The sequence below is a fragment of the Agrococcus sp. BE272 genome (genome assembly GCF_031457935.1).
GTDB classification, from domain to species: domain Bacteria; phylum Actinomycetota; class Actinomycetes; order Actinomycetales; family Microbacteriaceae; genus Agrococcus; species Agrococcus sediminis.
Map to the genome: position 1 here is coordinate 887,136 of NZ_JAVDXL010000001.1, position 15,259 is coordinate 902,394.

Genomic DNA, 15,259 nt, shown 5'->3' on the forward strand with positions numbered 1-15,259 from the left:
GGCTCCTGCGTCTGCGGTCGTGGACGACCGTCAGCCGATCACTCGTAGAGGACCGCTGCGATCTCCGGGTCGTCGAGGTTCTCGGCGTCGTACCAGTACGAGCCGGTGTCCGTGAAGTCCTCGAGCTCCTCGCCGTTGATGGCGGCGACGGCGTTCTCGACCACCGTGCGGCCGATGCCGATCGGGTCCTGCGTGATCGCGCCGGCCATGACGCCGTTGCGGATCGCGTCGACCTGGGCGGCGCCCGAGTCGAAGCCGACGATGGTGAGCTCGCCGGCCGGCAGGCCCAGCTCGGTCACGGCGTTCACGATGCCGATCGCGGAGCCCTCGTTCGTGCCGTAGAGGCCGACGAGGTCGGGGTGCGCGGCGATCATCGCCTTGGCGATGTCGGCCGAGCGGAGGTGGTCGCCATCGCCGTACTGGATGTCGACGATCTCGATGTCGGGGTAGTTCGCCTCGATCTCCTCGACGAAGCCGTCACGGCGCTCGACACCGGTCGAGTTGATCTGGCTGTGGCCGACGATGCCGACCTGGCCCTCGCCGCCGATCAGCTCGGCCATGTTCTGCGCGGCGAGCGCGCCCGCGGCCATCGAGTCGGTCGCGGCCAGGTTCTGGCCGTACTCGCTCTCGCAGCCGGCGTCGAACTCGACGATGGGGATGCCGGCGCTCTCGGCCGCCTCGTAGAGCGGGATGCACGCCTGCGGGTCGAGCGCGGCATAGCCGATCGCGTCGGGGCCGCGGTCGATCGCTGCCTGCAGCATCTGCAGCTGCGCGTCGATCTCGGTCTCGGCGGCGGGGCCCTCGAAGGTGACCTCGACGCCGAGCTCCTCGGCTGCCTCCTCGGCGCCGGTGCGCACGGCCTGCCAGAACTGGTGCTGGAAGCCCTTCGACACCAGCGCGATCTGCAGCGTCTCGCCGTCGCCGCCCGCCTCGGGCTCGCCCGACGTTGCCGGGGCGCCTCCGCCCGAGCAGCCGGCGAGCGCGAGCGCGAACGTGGCCGCGCCGGCGACGAGCGCCGTCCTCTTGCTGAACCTCATGGAAACTCCGTTGTCTCTGCGCCGATCGCTCGGCGTCCTGTCACTGCTGGCTGTGCCTGGTGCTGGCCGCCCGGCTGGGCGGTCGGGGTGGGTGCCGGAGTGCTCCGGCGACGCGAGGCGGCTGGCACGGCCGCCGCGCGGGGCTTGGGGTCAGAGCCCTCTGCGGTTGCGGAGGGAGTCTGCGAAGACGGCGATCGCGATGACCACGCCGACGACGACGTTCTGCCACTCGGTCTGGATCGACATGATGCGCAGGCCGTTGATCAGCACGCTCATGATGAGCGCGCCGATGAGCGTGCCGACGATCGAGCCGCGGCCGCCGAGCAGCGACGTGCCGCCGATGATCACGGCCGCGATGGCCTGCAGCTCGTAGCCGACGCCGAGCTGCGGCTGGGCCGAGTCGAGGCGGGCGGCGAGCACGACGCCGGCGATGCCGGTGAACACGCCCGCGACGGTGTAGATCGTGACGAGCCATCGGTTCGTGTTGACGCCCGAGAGGCGCGTCGCCTCCTCGTTCGAGCCGATCGCCACGGTGTAGCGGCCGAAGACGGTCTTGCTGAGCAGGAAGTAGGCGACCGCCGCGAGGATGAACATGATGAGCACCGCGTTCGGCAGGCTCGGGATGAGCGTGCCGAGGGCGATGTCCTTGAAGCCCGGCACGCCCGAGAAGTAGATCGGGCGCACGCCCGAGATCACGAGCGCGAGGCCCTGCGCGACCATCATCATCGCGAGCGTCGCGATGAACGGCGGCAGCTTCAGGTAGGCGACGTTGATGCCGTTGATGAGGCCCATGAGCGCGCCGGTCGCGATGCCGGCGAGCACGCCGAAGATGAGCGGCAGGCCGAGGTTCACGGCCACGATGCCGGTCATCACCGCCGCGAGCGTCATGCCCGTGCCGATCGAGAGGTCGATGCCGCCGGTCGTGATGACGAACGTCGTGCCGAGCGCGAGGATGCCGATCACCGCGGTCGCGAGCAGGATGCCCGAGATGTTCGACCAGGTGAAGAAGTTGTTGCTCGCGATCGAGAAGAACAGCAGCAGCACGACGAGCGTGCCGAAGGCCAGGCCCTGCTGGAGGCCCTTGCGCCACAGCGCGGCCCGGGCGCCGCGCTCCTTGGCGACGGCCTCGTCCGAGGGCGCGTCGGCGGGGCTCTGGGTCGTCTGGCTCATGCTGCTCCCTGCTCATCGGCGACCAGGTGGGTCGCGAACTCCATGATCTTGGCCTGGCTGGCGTCCTCGTTGGCCAGGGTGCCGGTCACCCGGCCGTTCGCCATCACGACGATGCGGTGCGCGAGGCGCAGCACCTCCGGCAGCTCGCTCGAGATGACGATGATCGACTTGCCCTCCGCGGCGAGCTTCTGGAGGAGGCGGTAGATCTCCTCCTTCGCGCCGACGTCGATGCCGCGGGTCGGCTCGTCGAAGATGAGGATGTCGCAGTCGCGCGCCAGCCACTTGGCGATGACGACCTTCTGCTGGTTGCCGCCCGAGAGCAGCTTCACGACCTGCTCGGTGGAGGGCGTCCTCGTGCGGAGGTCCTTCACGTAGCGCTCCGCGGTCGTGCGCGCCTTGCCCTGCTGCACGATGCCGAGCGGGCCCGTGAAGGTGCCCATCGACGCGAGCGCGGTGTTGAAGGTCACGCTCTGCTCGAGCATGAGGCCGAGCCGCTTGCGGTCCTCCGAGAGGTACCCGATCCCGTGCCGCACCGCATCCGCGGGCTGCTTGATCGACACCTGCTTGCCGTTGACCTCGATCGTGCCGCCGCTGCGGGGGTCGGCGCCGATGATGGCGCGCGCCGTCTCGGTGCGGCCGGCGCCCATGAGCCCGGCGAAGCCGAGGATCTCGCCGCGGTGCAGCTCGAAGCTCACGTCGCGCAGCAGCTGCCGGGTCGACAGGCCCGTGACGCGCAGCACGACCTCGTCGCGCAGGTGCTCGCTCGCCTTCGGCCGCGCCCCCTCGTCGAGGTGGCGGCCGACCATCATCTCGATGATCGTGGGGACGTCGATCTCGTCGCGCTCGAGGGTGCCGATGTACTCGCCGTCGCGCAGCACGGTGACGCGGTCGGCGAGGCGCTTCAGCTCCTCCATGCGGTGGGAGATGTAGACGATGCCGGTGCCCTTGGCCTTCAGGCTCTCGATGAGGCCGATGAGCGTCTCGACCTCGGTGTCGGTCAGCGCGCTCGTCGGCTCGTCCATGATCAGCACGCGGGCGTCGAACGAGAGCGCCTTGGCGATCTCGACCATCTGCTGCTTGGCGACGGTCAGGTCGCCGACCCGCTGCTTGGCGTCGAGCTTGATGCCGAGGTCGTCGAGCAGCTGCTGCGCCTTGCGGGTGAGACCGCGCTCGTCGAGGAACGGGCCCTTGCGCGGCTCCCGGCCGATGTAGATGTTCTGCGCGACCGTCAGGTCGGGCATCAGGTTCATCTCCTGGTGGATGATGCTGATGCCGAGCGCCTGGGCGGCCGCGGGGCCGGGGATCTCGACCTCCTGGCCGTCGACGCGGATCGAGCCGGCGTCGCGCTGGTAGATGCCGGAGAGGATCTTCATGAGCGTCGACTTGCCGGCGCCGTTCTCGCCGACCAGCACGAGCACCTCGCCGGAGTGCAGGCTGAACTGCACCTCGTGGAGCGCCCGGACGCCCGGGAAGCTCTTGCTCATGCCCTCGACCTCGAGGAGCGCTGCTGTCACGTCGTACCTGCTTCGTTGGAGGACTCTGCTGACTTCCGACTGCCGGAAAGATCCGACCTATGATGCCCACACCGGCGCATCCACCGCAAGTTGTACCTGAATGTATCTAACGGATCCGCCGAGCGCGACCCCGTGCGGTCACAAGCCGGTAACGGTTCGCGCAGTACCCCACGCATCATGCCAGGACGCGGCAGGGGTCGCGGTCGTGCGCGGCCGGACGGGCATGCCGAACTGGGAGCGCCGGGCGTTTGCGGCTTCGGATTCGTGCTGCACGGCCGGCCGCGAGACATCCGACCGGCCGTGCAGGATCGTGCGTCGCCGCGGCTCAGAGCGCGACGTCGCCGCAGAGGTGCACCTCAAGCCCCATGCCGGCGAACATGGCGGCCTTCGCCGCGAGGGCGCGGTCGGCCGCCTCGGCGTCGGGCGCGTACGCCACCTGGATGTGGTTCGACTTGTGCCGGGCCATCAGCTGGTCGCGGCTGACGCCGTGCAGCACCGCGTGCATGATCGGCCACTGGTGGTCGGTCGAGTCGAGGCGGCGCTGGGTCTCCTCCTCGGGGAGCTCGACCACGTGCGCGCGGCCGATGTCGGCGTGCAGCGCGCCGTCCATGACGAACACCCGCGACCAGACGATCTCGCCCGGCTTCGAGACGCCCGAGAGCGTGCCGCCGCCCTTCGGGAAGAACATCGGCACCTGGCGCATCGAGTACGAGCGGTCGTAGCCGCCGTTGTGGCTCGCGGGCACCGACCCCGAGATCTCGAAGACCCAGACGAACTCGCCGTCGTACTCCTCGCCCCAGCGGATGTCGTGCAGCGTCGTGGCCGGGTCGAACCCCATCGCGGTCCAGACCCGGTTGGTGACGAGCGCATCCACCGCCACGCCCTCGTCGACCTCGTTGAAGTGCGGCAGCGGCGCGCCGGCCCAGAGCTCGCGCTCGCCGTCGCGCGAGCGCACCGGCGGGCGCTCGACGTTGTTGAGGAGACCCTCCGCGAGATCGGAGGCGGCGCACTGGTCCTTGAGGCCCTGCTGGTACTGGATGCCGATCGCGTCGACGCCGTAGTCGTCGCCGATGCGGAGCGCCGCGATGTACATGCGCATCTGGCTGAGCACCTGCTCGCGCGTGAGCTCGGTCGCGTCGTCCTGGCCCCAGTGGAAGGTCAGCCCCGCCTGCTCGAGCCACGTGAGCGCGGCCTCGGCCTCGGCGTCGGGCACGAGCGCCATCTCGGCGAGCAGCGCGCTCTGCGAGAGGCGCTCCTTGTAGATGCCGGTGGGGTTCAGCATCTCGTCGTCGATGATGGCGTTGTACATGCCCATGCAGCCCTCGTCGAAGATGCCGATGACCGCGTGGTCGTCGCGCAGCTGCTCGGCCAGGGCCGTGCCGAGGCGGGCCTCGTCGCTGTCGGGGACGGCACCGAGGTCGCGCACGTGCGACGTGTCGTGCTCGACGGTGCCGGTCTTGAGCCACTCGCCGAGCTTCGTGCGCGCCCACTCGTCGGTGAAGTCGCGGCTCCACAGGATCGAGTGCTCGATCTCGGCCTTCGTGAGGCTCGCCGTCAGGTTGAGCAGGCCCACGAGCCCGGGGTACTGGCCCTCCCAGTTGGCGACGATGAGGATGGGCCCGCGGTGGGCGCGGAGCCCCGCGAGCACGTGGTGGCTGTACTGCCAGACGGCGTCGACGACGACGACGGGCGCGTCCTTCGGCACGGAGCGGAAGACCTCGATGCCACGCGCCTGCGAGTCGATGAAGCCGTGCCCCGTCTCGGGGTCCACGCCGTGGGCGCGCTGGGTCTCCCAGCCGTGCGAGGCGAACGCCTCCCGCACCTGCTCCTCGAACGCCTGCTGCGCGGGCCAGCACGTGGTGTTGGCGGCGAGCCGCAGGTCACCGGAGGCGACCGTGTAGACGGTGGTGGGCGCGGCCTCGGGCCAGGTGCGGCGCTCGGGGATGGCGTAGGCGGTGGTCATGTCGGTCCTCTCAGTGGGCGTCGGTGCGACGCGAGTCGATGAGTGCGTGGGCGATGTCGCGCGTGGCGGGGTAGAGGTCGCGGTACAGGCCGTACAGGCGGTCGTAGGCCGCGTGCCGGCCCGGGTCGGGCTCGACGATGTGCGACGCCGGGTTCCAGTCGTCGATGTCGGGCGTCCCGATGAGGCCGGCGGCGAGGAAGGCGGCGCCGAAGCTCGCCCCCACGGTCACGCTCGGCAGCACCTGGGGCAGGCCCGTGACGTCCGAGACGATCTGGGTCCAGAGGCCGCCGGTCGTGCCGCCGCCGATCGCGACGACCCGCTCGATGCGCGTGCCCGCCTCGCGCATGACCTCGATGTTGTGGCGCACGCCGAAGGCGGTCGCCTCGAGCGCGGCGCGGTAGAGGTCACCGGCGGTCGTCTCGAGGCTGAGGCCGACGACGACGCCCCGGGCGTCCGGATCCTGCACGGGCGTGCGCTCGCCGGCGAAGTACGGCAGCATCAGCAGGCCGCGGGCTCCGAGCCCGCTCTCGGCCGCCTCGCGCGTGAGCGTCGCGTAGTCGCTCCCGGCGACGAGGTCGCGGATCCAGGTCGTGATCGCGCCGGAGGTGGCCATGCCGCCGGCGAGCGAGTAGGAGCCGGCGCCGACGCCCCGCGTCGTCCACATGCCCGGGGCGCTCGGCCGCGCATCCGTCGTCGCGATGAGGAACATCGTCGTGCCGTACATGAGCATGAGGTCGCCGCTGCGGGTGGCGCCGGCGCTCACCGCCTCGGTCCAGGCGTCGATCGTGCCGAGCGCGACGGGGATGCCCTCGGGCAGGCCCGTCTCGCGCGCCGCCTCGGCCGTGACGACCCCCGCGGCCTCGGCCGGCAGCGCGAGCCGCGGCTGGGCGATGCCGGGGGCGACGGCATCCCACGCGCGGTCGTCCCAGGCCGCGGCGTCGAGGTCGTAGAGCGGCCAGCACTGGCTCGCCGAGTGGTGGTCGAGCAGCAGCTCGCCCGTCAGCCGGAGCGCGAGGAACGACGCGGGCATGGCGAGCGACTCGGCCCGCGCGTAGGCCTCGGGCTCGTGCTCGCGGATCCAGGCGATCTTCGGCCCCGCGGCCTGCGAGGTGAGGGCGCTGCCGCCGAGGGCGACGATCGCCTCGGCGCCGAGCTCTGCGGTGATGCGCTCGATCTGCTCGCCGGCCCGCGAGTCGACGCCGTAGAGGATGGCCGGGCGCACGGGCGCGCCGGCGCCGTCGAGCAGCGCGACGCACGGGCCCATGCCGCTCACGCCCACCGCGACCGGCTCGGCGTCGGGCACCGCGGCGAGCAGCTCGCGCACGATCGAGACGAGCTCGCTCCACCACCGCTCGGCATCCATCTCGACGTGGCCGGGGGCGGGCCGGTCGACGGTGTGCTCGCGGACGGCGGTCGCGAGCACGGCGCCCGATCCGTCGACGAGCACGCCCTTCGTGCTGGACGTGCCGACGTCGACCCCGAGGGTGGCGCTGATCATGTGCGAGCTCCTTCGATCCGCGCTCTAGCGTGCCAGAGATCGGATGTTCGCGCATCCATGCTGCCGGGACGCACGGTGCCGTTCTGCCAGTTCGGCGCAGTCCCGTGCTCCGACGCCGTGGAACGTCGGATGGTTGGCCGTCGCGTGGCGACTCGTCCGTTCTCGCGGCACCGATCGCGCCGCTCGGCTAGAGCGAGAGGGTGCGGGGCTCGGCTGCCTCGACCGGTCGATCGCGCTCCCACGGCGCCGGGATCGGGAAGTAGTGCTCGAGGAACTCGCGCACCGCGCGAGTGCGCTCCTCCACCGAGATCTCGGGGAACGAGCCGTCGTTGAGGCAGAACATGTCCTGGTCGCGCTTGCGCAGCAGCCGCTCCATGGCCGGCAGCGCCTTCCGCAGCGTCGTCTCGACGTACTGCACCTTCGCGGCGGTCTGCTGCACCGCCCGGCCCGTCACGAGCGCGTAGTAGTGGTACAGCGAGTTCGTCACCGAGATGTCGGTCGCCGAGCGGAACCGCGCGGCCGTCGTGCGCCGGAAGTCCTCGGGGAACTCGGCCTCGAGCTCGGCCATGACGCTGCGACGCAGCGGCGCCGCGCAGTGCTCGAGGTGCCGCGTCGTCACCGCGCCGAAGCGCTCCCGCAGGAGCCGGCGGTTCGAGCGCGCCGCGTTGTCGTGGCCCGAGCGCTCCGGGTGGGTCTCCCCCAGCCCGATGCGCGTGGTCGCCTCGACGAACTTCGTGATGCCGCCGGGCGAGAAGAACAGGTCGGGCTTGAGCGCGCGCCCGAAGAACATGTCGTCGTTGGAGTACAGGAAGTGCTCGCTCAGGCCCTCGATGCGGTGCAGCTGCGCCTCGACCGCGTGCGAGTTGTGGGTCGGCAGCACCGACGGGTCGGCGAACATCGCCTCGGCCGGCACGAGCGTCACCCGCGGGTGCTCGGCGAGCCACGCCGGCGCCGGCGAGTCGGTGGCGATGAAGATGCGGCGGATCCACGGCGCGTACATGTGCACGGAGCGGAGCGCGTACTTCAGCTCGTCGATCTGCCGGAAGCGCGCCTCGGAGTCGTCGCCCTCCCCGACGACGTACGCCTGCATCCGCTTCGCACGCTCGCGCTGGAAGTCGTCGCTCGAGCCGTCGACCCAGGAGAAGACGATGTCGATGTCGAAGGTGACGTCGCTCGCGAGCGGCTCCCACATGTCCTGGATCGTCTGCCACTCGCGGCCGTAGCGCACCACGGTGGCGTCGACCGCCTCGTGGCGCGGCATCGTCGCGCGCATCACGGCGTTGGGCAGCGGTGCCACGATCGTGTCGTCGCCGAAGCGCCACAGCTCGAGCTGCACCGCGGTCTCGCGGCCGTACCGCAGGCGCCCGGCGGGCTCGACGCGCGGCCGGTAGACGCGCATCGCGGATGCCTTGCGGTGCCCGGCGAGCCGGCCGTCGGCGAGCAGCACGGGGCCGTGGTGCGCGGCCTTCGCCGGCGCGATCGCCTCGGCGTAGAAGGGCTCGTCGGCGAAGGCGCCCGCGAGCACCGCCGCGAGCTGCTTGCGGCGGGCGCGGTCCACGGCGACGATCGGCCGGCCGTCGTCGTCGCGCACGAGCAGGAACGGGATGTCGGCCGCGTCGAGCGCCGCGCCGAGCGCGAGGAGGTCCTCGACCATCGACTCGTGCGGCGTGCTGTGGCCGTTCGCGAGCGCGTACCGGCCCTTGCGCACCACCACGTCGTCGCGGTCGAACCGGTCGAAGCGCCCGCCCGAGGGCACGAGCACGAGCTCGGGCGCGTCGGAGACGCGGATGCCGGGCTCTGCGTGGGGGTCGGAGCGCGAGAACGCGCTCGCGGCGCCGGGGCCGTGCTCTCGCTCGCTGCTCACGTCTGGAAGGGCTCCTGCCTCTGGGGGACGCCTCCATGGTACTGCCGGGGCCCCTGGCCCCATCGGGCGCCGTTCGACCTGCATACACGCCGCGTTCACGCCGCGTTCTCGGGCACGTGCTGGGCTAGCGTTCCAGCAGTGCCCGATGCTGCGCACGAACCGAGAGATCGGATGGGACGACCCGTGACACACCGCACGGCCGAGCACCCCCGGCCGGACCACTTCCTCCTCCACATCTCCGACACGCACCTGCTCGCCGGCGGCGGCAGCCTCTACGGCCGGGTGCCGAGCGAGCAGCACCTGCGGCGGCTCTTCGCCGAGTTCGAGGCATCCGGCGCCCGCCCAGACGCGATCGTCTTCACCGGCGACCTCGCCGACCACGGCGAGCCCGACGCCTACCGGCGGCTCCGCGCGATCGTCGACCCCGTCGCGGCCGACCTCGGCGCGCGCGTCGTGTGGGTGATGGGCAACCACGACGACCGGCGCGCCTTCCGCGCCGAGCTGCTCGACGAGCCCGCCTCCGACGCGCCCGTCGACTCGGTCGTCGAGATCGACGGCCTCCGCATCATCACCCTCGACTCCACCGTGCCGGGCTTCCACCACGGCGCCGTCTCCCCCGCGCAGCGCGCGTGGCTCGCCGAGGTGCTCGCGACGCGCGCGCCGCACGGCACGATCCTCGCGATGCACCACCCGCCCGTGCCGAGCGTGCTCGACCTCGCCGTGTCGGTCGAGCTGCGCGACCAGGCCAACCTCGCCGAGGTGCTCGCCGGCTCCGACGTGCGGGCGATCCTCGCGGGGCACCTGCACTACTCCTCGACGGCGACCTTCGCCGGCATCCCCGTGTCGGTCGCATCCGCCACGTGCTACACGCAGGACCTCAACGTGCCGGTCGGCGGCACGCGCGGCCGCGACGGGGCGCGCGCCTTCAACCTCGTGCACGTCTACCCGACGACGGTGCTGCACTCGGTCGTGCCGCTCGGCGAGTTCCCCGCGCTCGACTGGATCGACTCCGACGAGACCGAGCGGCGGCTCGCCGATGCGGGGTTCCGCATCGCGCCCGCGACGCGATCGGCCGGCCAGCTCGTCGACGCCTGAGGCGGCGACCGCCGGCCGGGCGCCGTGCTCAGGCCAGCCGCGCCTCGATCGTCACCGCGTCGGTGACGGTCACCTGCACGTCGTCGACGCGGATGCCCTCCGGCAGCTCCGAGGCGAGGTCGATGCGCCGCCCCTCGAACCGCTCGATGCGGCCGCGGGCGGCGCTCAGCATCGCCGCGACGAGCGGGTTGCCGCTGTCGACGTGGATGTCGGTCAGCGTCACGCCCATGCGGTCGTCGATCGAGGCGCTCGCCGAGCCGCGCACCGAGGCGCCGAGCAGCCCCTTCCGCACCTTGCCGTCGAGCGTCAGCCGCAGGTCGCGCGGCCCCGTCGCCTCGACGTCGATGTCGAGCCGCGACACCGAGATGCCCCGCTCGAGGAGCGCCGACTCGGCGAGCCCCAGCACGGCGCGGCCCAGCTGCTCCTTCGGCACCGAGACGCGCGCCTGGCCGTGCAGCGGCCGGGCGGCGCTCGGCCGCCCGAGCTCGACCGCGAGCTCGCGGTTGTCGGTCTCGATCCAGGCGAAGGGCACGTCGGCGAGGCTCGCCTCGAGCGTCACCTCGGCGCCCGAGACGCGCATCGGGTCGGCGTGCACGCGCAGGTCGCGCAGCACGGCCGGCTCGCGCGCGACGGTCGCGCCCTGCGGCTCGAGCCGCACGCGGTCGCGGTCGTGCTCGCCCGCGAGCACGAAGCCCGTGAGGTCGAGGTGCAGCCGCACGACGTCGGCGCCGTCGAGCTCGGCCTCGATGCCGGAGGTGCACGCGATGCCCGCCGGCTCCGCCGCGATCACGAGGGTGCGGATGCGCTTGGCGAGCTGGGCGCCGTCGGTCGGTCGGGGCGCGCGCCCGAGGAGGATGCTGTCAGCCACCCCGCGAGCCTACGCCGGATCGCCCATCAGTCCAGTCGGAGCGCGTCGCGCATGCCCTGCTCGGCGCGCCGCATGACGGTCGCGTGCTGCGCGGCGAGCGCCCGGTGCAGCACGGGGCTCGCGAGGCGCAGCAGGGGCTTGCGCGCCTCGACCTCCTGGGCGAAGGCCACCCGGGTGCCCACGCCCTCGGGGCGCACCCGCCAGGCGCTCCAGCCGTCGAGGTCGCCGCGGATCCTCGCGCGCAACTCGTCGTCGGCGCGCGCCTCCTCGGCGATGGAGATGCGGATGCGGTACCCGGCCGGGGCGCGCACCTCGAGGTCGGCGGCGCGGGCACCGGCCGCCGGCGCGGCGCCCAGCACGCGCACCCCGGGCCACCAGCGCCCGTAGCCCGGGACGTCCTCGAGCAGCGCCAGCACCGCATCCGCCCCCGTGTCGAGGTGCCAGTCGTGGTCGAAGCGGTAGCGGGTGCGCATCGGCCCATCCTGCCCCTGGCGCCTGTGCGCGGCCCGGCGTACCGTCGCGGCCATGAGCAGCCTCGTCGTGCACTTCGAGATCCACGCCAGCGAGCCGCAGCGGCTCATCGACTTCTACTCGCACCTGCTCGACTGGCGCTTCGAGCGGTTCGGCGAGGTGCCGTACTGGACGATCGCGACGGGCGAGGGCTCGCGCTCGCTCACCGAGCCCGGCAGCGGCATCAACGGCGGGCTCACGCAGCGGGAGGGGCCGGCGCCCGCGCCCGGGTCGCCGGTCAACGGCGCCAACCTCGTCGTCGCCGTCGACGACGCCGACACGACATACGCGCGGGGCCTCGAGCTCGGCGGCACCGGCGCGCTTCCGCCGACCGACATGCCGCAGGTCGGGAGGCTCGCGTACCTCGCCGACCCCGACGGCAACGTCTTCGGCCTCATCTCGACGACGCTCTCCGACGGCACGTCGGTGATGGGCGACGAGGCGGAGCCCGACCTCGAGCGGCCGATGCACGGCGAGAGCGTCGCGCTCGACCCGATGCAGTCGACGCCGGAGCCGTAGCGCGCTCGGTCGCCGGGGCTACGCCCCGACGGCCTCACGCATGGCGTCGACGAGCATGTCGAGGTCGCGCTCCTCGATGACGATCGGCGGCGCGAGGCGCACCGTCTGGCCGTGGGTGTCCTTCGCGAGGATGCCGCGCTCGAGCAGCCGCAGGCACACCTGGCGGGCGGTGCCGACGGCCGGATCGATGTCGATCCCGGCCCACAGCCCCACGCCGCGCACCGCGGTGACCCCGTGGCCGACGAGCTCGCCGAGGCCCGCGTGCAGGCGGGCGCCGAGCTCGCGGGCCCGCGCCTGCATCTCGCCCTCGCCGAGCATCCGCACGACCTCGAGGCCGACGGCCGCCGCGAGCGGGTTGCCGCCGAAGGTCGAGCCGTGCGAGCCCGGCGTGAGGACGCCCAGCACGTCCTCGTCGGCGACCACGGCCGACACCGGCACGACGCCGCCGCCGAGCGCCTTGCCCAGCAGGTAGACGTCCGGCACGACACCCTCGTTGTCGCACTGGAACGTCGCGCCCGTGCGGCCGAGCCCCGACTGGATCTCGTCGGCGATCATGAGCACGCGCTCGCGCGCGGTGATCTCGCGCACGCGCTGCAGGTAGCCGGCCGGCGGCACGTTGATGCCCGCCTCGCCCTGGATGGGCTCGAGCAGCACCGCGGCCGTGTTCGGCGTGATCGCGGCCTCGAGCGCCTCGGCGTCGCCGAACGGCACCCGCACGAACCCGGGCGTGAACGGCGCGTAGCCGGTCGTCGCCTCCGGGTCGTCGGAGAACGACACGATCGTGGTCGTGCGGCCGTGGAAGTTGCCCTCCATCACGATGATCTCGGCCTGCCCCGCGGGCACGCCCTTCACCTGGTACGCCCAGCGGCGGGCCACCTTGATGCCCGACTCGACCGCCTCGGCGCCCGTGTTCATCGGCAGCACCATGTCCTTGCCGGCGAGCGCGGCGAGCGCCTCGACGAACGGCCCGAGCGCCGCGGAGTGGAACGCGCGGCTCGTGAGCGTGACGCGGTCGAGCTGCGCGTGCGCGGCGTCGATCAGGCGGCGGTTGCCGTGGCCGAAGTTGACCGCCGAGTAGGCGGCGAGGCAGTCGAGGTAGCGGCGGCCGTCGACGTCGGTCACCCACGCGCCCTCCGCCGTCTCCACGACGACCGGGAGCGGGTGGTAGTTGTGCGCGGCGTGCGCCTCGACCTGCTCGATCGCCCGCTCGGTCGCGGCCGACAGGGCGATGCCCGTCGCCGCATCCGTCGTCGTCTCCGTCGTCATCGTCGCCTCCGTCATCGTCGCAGCTCCAGGGTGCAGCACTTGATCCCGCCGCCGCCGCGCAGCAGCTCGCTCAGGTCGAGGCCGATCGTCTCGTAGCCGCGCTCGGCGAGCTGGCGCGCGAAGCCCTCGGCGCGCTCGGCGATGACCATGGTGCGGCCGTCGCCGAACGAGTTGAGGCCCAGCACGGATGCGTCGGCCTCGTCGACGAGGATGGCGTCGGGGTAGCGGCGCTCGAGCTCGGCCCGGCTGGCGTCGTCGAACGCCGCGGGCAGGTAGGCGATGCTCGTCTCGTCGAGGATGGCCATGGCCGTGTCGAGGTGGTAGAACGCCGGGTCGACGAGGCGCAGGCTCACGACCTCGCGGTCGAAGATGCCGCGCACCTCGTCGTGCGACTCGAGGCTCGTGCGGAAGCCGTGGCCCGCGAGGATCGTGCCGTTCGAGAGCAGGAAGTCGCCCTCGCCCTCGTTGATGTGCTTCGGCTCGTGCACCTCGAAGCCCTGCTCGGCGAACCAGCGCATGTAGGCGGGGCCCTCGGGCACCCGCTGCTCGTAGGTGAACAGCGCGCCGTAGGCCTTCCCGTCGAGCGTGAGCCCGCCGTTGGCCGCGTAGACCATGTCGTTGAGGCCCTCGACGGGCTCGATCTGGTGCACCTCGAAGCCGAGGCGCTCGTAGGCGTCGACGAGCGTCTGCCACTGCGCGACCGCGAGGTCGGTGCTCGTGGGCTGGTCGGGATCCATCCAGGGGTTGATGCGGTAGGTGACGTCGAAGTGCGCCGGACGGCACATCAGCACGGTCTTCTGGGCGGCCGTGCGGGACGCGTCGGAGGGGGTCGCGGTCTCGGGGCGCGCGTGGGTCATCTCATGCTGCATGTCATCCAGGGTCGCAAACAATCGACGCATCAGTGGGGGTCAGCACGCATGTTTCTTGCGATCTGGCCGATCGTGACCGTAGAATCCTGCATATGGATCGGATCGACCACGGCATCATCGATCAGCTGCGCCTCAACGCCCGGGCCGGCTACGCCGACATCGGCGCCGAGGTCGGCCTCTCCGCCTCCGCCGTCAAGCGCCGCATCGACAAGCTCGTCGCCGACGGCGTGATCCGCGGCTTCACCGTGCAGGTCGACCCGGCCGTCGAGGGCCTCGCCACCGAAGCCTACGTGGAGCTCTTCTGCCGCGGCACCGTCTCGCCCAGCGACCTCAAGCGCATCCTCTCGGGCGTGCCCGAGATCGTCGAGGCCGGCACCGTCACGGGCGAGGCCGACGCGATCGTGATCATGCGCGCGCGCGACGTGATCGCGCTCGAGGAGGCGCTCGAGAAGGTGCGCGCCGCCGCGACCGTCGACCACACCCGCTCGGCGATCGTGCTCTCGAAGCTCATCACCCGCAACGCGGGCTGAGGGCTCCGCCCGGCGGCGCACGGCGCGGCCTAGCCTGGTCGCATGCGCGTCATCACCGTCTCGGCGATCTGCTTCGAGCGCGCCGACGGCGCGGTGCTCACGGTGCGGAAGCGCGGCACCTCCGCCTGGATGCTGCCCGGCGGCAAGCCCGAGCCCGGCGAGACCGCGGCCGAGTGCGCCGTGCGCGAGGTGCGGGAGGAGCTCGGCGTCGAGATCGCGCTCGAGCGCATCGAGCCGATGGGCGACTTCGAGACGCGCGCCGCCAACGAGGCCGGCTTCGCCCTGCGCGCGAGCGTCTTCCGCACGCGCGACGCGATCGAGCCGAGGGCGCAGGCCGAGATCGAGGCGGTGCGGTGGATCGTGCCCGCGATCGGCGTCGAGGACGAGGCGGAGGCGCCGCTCAACCGCGAGCACGTCTTCCCGCTGCTGCTCGCCGAGCTCGCCGCGGCCGAGCGCTAGGAGCGCGATCGGCGCCGGGGACGGAGAACGGGGCCCGACCGATGGTCGAGCCCCGTATCGGACGGCCGCCTCACAGCGCGCCGCGCATCTGCCCCTC

General features: G+C 72.4%; 14 protein-coding genes. 4 read left to right on the forward strand and 10 right to left on the reverse strand.

Annotated features, from left to right (window positions below; genetic code table 11):
- Nucleotides 1-38: 38 nt before the first annotated feature.
- The 6 genes from J2X49_RS04300 to J2X49_RS04325 all read right to left on the reverse strand — a co-directional run bounded on the left by J2X49_RS04300 (nt 39) and on the right by J2X49_RS04325 (nt 9,046).
- A complete protein-coding gene (locus tag J2X49_RS04300; protein WP_310122989.1) occupies nt 39-1,037 on the reverse strand; it encodes an ABC transporter substrate-binding protein in 999 nt (332 codons plus the stop codon).
- Nucleotides 1,038-1,187: 150 nt separating this feature from the next.
- The gene (locus tag J2X49_RS04305) at nt 1,188-2,207 is read right to left on the reverse strand and encodes an ABC transporter permease (protein WP_146354485.1); all 1,020 of its coding nucleotides are present in this window, start codon (nt 2,205-2,207) and stop codon (nt 1,188-1,190) included.
- Nucleotides 2,204-3,721, reverse strand: coding sequence for a sugar ABC transporter ATP-binding protein (locus J2X49_RS04310; protein WP_310122995.1), 1,518 nt, complete (start codon nt 3,719-3,721; stop codon nt 2,204-2,206). Before J2X49_RS04310 ends, J2X49_RS04305 begins: the two co-directional genes overlap by 4 nt.
- Before the next feature lie 325 nt (nt 3,722-4,046).
- The gene (locus tag J2X49_RS04315) at nt 4,047-5,684 is read right to left on the reverse strand and encodes a fucose isomerase (RefSeq protein WP_310122998.1); all 1,638 of its coding nucleotides are present in this window, start codon (nt 5,682-5,684) and stop codon (nt 4,047-4,049) included.
- 10 nt (nt 5,685-5,694) lie between these two features.
- Nucleotides 5,695-7,182, reverse strand: a complete 1,488-nt coding sequence (locus J2X49_RS04320) for an FGGY-family carbohydrate kinase (RefSeq protein WP_310123001.1) — start codon at nt 7,180-7,182, stop codon at nt 5,695-5,697.
- A gap of 187 nt (nt 7,183-7,369) precedes the next feature.
- Nucleotides 7,370-9,046, reverse strand: a complete 1,677-nt coding sequence (locus J2X49_RS04325; RefSeq protein ID WP_396130893.1) for a stealth family protein — start codon at nt 9,044-9,046, stop codon at nt 7,370-7,372.
- A 183-nt stretch (nt 9,047-9,229) separates the two neighbouring features.
- Here J2X49_RS04325 and J2X49_RS04330 point away from each other — a divergent pair, with 183 nt between their 5' ends.
- Nucleotides 9,230-10,141, forward strand: coding sequence for a phosphodiesterase (locus tag J2X49_RS04330; protein WP_310123003.1), 912 nt, complete (start codon nt 9,230-9,232; stop codon nt 10,139-10,141).
- Nucleotides 10,142-10,169: 28 nt separating this feature from the next.
- Here the strand turns inward: J2X49_RS04330 and J2X49_RS04335 are convergent, their stop codons facing one another.
- Entirely contained in the window at nt 10,170-11,009 is an 840-nt protein-coding gene (locus J2X49_RS04335; protein ID WP_310123005.1) for an LmeA family phospholipid-binding protein, read from the reverse strand.
- 26 nt (nt 11,010-11,035) lie between these two features.
- Nucleotides 11,036-11,482 carry an SRPBCC family protein gene (locus tag J2X49_RS04340; RefSeq protein WP_310123006.1) on the reverse strand — a complete coding sequence of 149 codons (447 nt, stop codon included), beginning with the start codon at nt 11,480-11,482 and terminating at the stop codon, nt 11,036-11,038.
- 52 nt (nt 11,483-11,534) lie between these two features.
- On the opposite strand from J2X49_RS04340, the gene J2X49_RS04345 reads away from it, so the two are divergent.
- Nucleotides 11,535-12,038: a VOC family protein gene (locus tag J2X49_RS04345; protein ID WP_310123009.1), complete on the forward strand. Its 504-nt coding sequence runs from the start codon at nt 11,535-11,537 to the stop codon at nt 12,036-12,038.
- An 18-nt stretch (nt 12,039-12,056) separates the two neighbouring features.
- On the opposite strand, the gene rocD is transcribed toward J2X49_RS04345, so the two are convergent.
- Nucleotides 12,057-13,304, reverse strand: a complete 1,248-nt coding sequence (gene rocD / locus J2X49_RS04350; protein WP_310123012.1) for an ornithine--oxo-acid transaminase — start codon at nt 13,302-13,304, stop codon at nt 12,057-12,059.
- 11 nt (nt 13,305-13,315) lie between these two features.
- Nucleotides 13,316-14,173 carry a dimethylargininase gene (gene ddaH / locus J2X49_RS04355; protein WP_396130896.1) on the reverse strand — a complete coding sequence of 286 codons (858 nt, stop codon included), beginning with the start codon at nt 14,171-14,173 and terminating at the stop codon, nt 13,316-13,318.
- A gap of 92 nt (nt 14,174-14,265) precedes the next feature.
- Here ddaH and J2X49_RS04360 point away from each other — a divergent pair, with 92 nt between their 5' ends.
- Together J2X49_RS04360 and J2X49_RS04365 are read left to right on the forward strand one after the other, a co-directional pair.
- On the forward strand, nt 14,266-14,703 hold the full coding sequence (locus J2X49_RS04360; protein ID WP_128189093.1) for an Lrp/AsnC family transcriptional regulator: 438 nt from the start codon (nt 14,266-14,268) through the stop codon (nt 14,701-14,703).
- Nucleotides 14,704-14,745: 42 nt separating this feature from the next.
- Entirely contained in the window at nt 14,746-15,162 is a 417-nt protein-coding gene (locus J2X49_RS04365) for an NUDIX domain-containing protein (protein WP_128189094.1), read from the forward strand.
- Nucleotides 15,163-15,259: the final 97 nt, after the last annotated feature.

Excerpts from the sequence above, each read along its gene's own strand:
- J2X49_RS04300 (WP_310122989.1), bottom strand. The coding sequence starts at position 1,037 with ATGAGGTTCAGCAAGAGGACGGCGCTCGTCGCCGGCGCGGCCACGTTC.
- J2X49_RS04305 (WP_146354485.1), bottom strand. The coding sequence starts at position 2,207 with ATGAGCCAGACGACCCAGAGCCCCGCCGACGCGCCCTCGGACGAGGCC.
- J2X49_RS04315 (WP_310122998.1), bottom strand. The coding sequence starts at position 5,684 with ATGACCACCGCCTACGCCATCCCCGAGCGCCGCACCTGGCCCGAGGCC.
- J2X49_RS04320 (WP_310123001.1), bottom strand. The coding sequence starts at position 7,182 with ATGATCAGCGCCACCCTCGGGGTCGACGTCGGCACGTCCAGCACGAAG.
- J2X49_RS04340 (WP_310123006.1), bottom strand. The coding sequence starts at position 11,482 with ATGCGCACCCGCTACCGCTTCGACCACGACTGGCACCTCGACACGGGG.
- J2X49_RS04345 (WP_310123009.1), top strand. The coding sequence starts at position 11,535 with ATGAGCAGCCTCGTCGTGCACTTCGAGATCCACGCCAGCGAGCCGCAG.
- rocD (WP_310123012.1), bottom strand. The coding sequence starts at position 13,304 with ATGACGACGGAGACGACGACGGATGCGGCGACGGGCATCGCCCTGTCG.
- ddaH (WP_396130896.1), bottom strand. The coding sequence starts at position 14,173 with ATGCAGCATGAGATGACCCACGCGCGCCCCGAGACCGCGACCCCCTCC.
- J2X49_RS04360 (WP_128189093.1), top strand. The coding sequence starts at position 14,266 with ATGGATCGGATCGACCACGGCATCATCGATCAGCTGCGCCTCAACGCC.
- J2X49_RS04365 (WP_128189094.1), top strand. The coding sequence starts at position 14,746 with ATGCGCGTCATCACCGTCTCGGCGATCTGCTTCGAGCGCGCCGACGGC.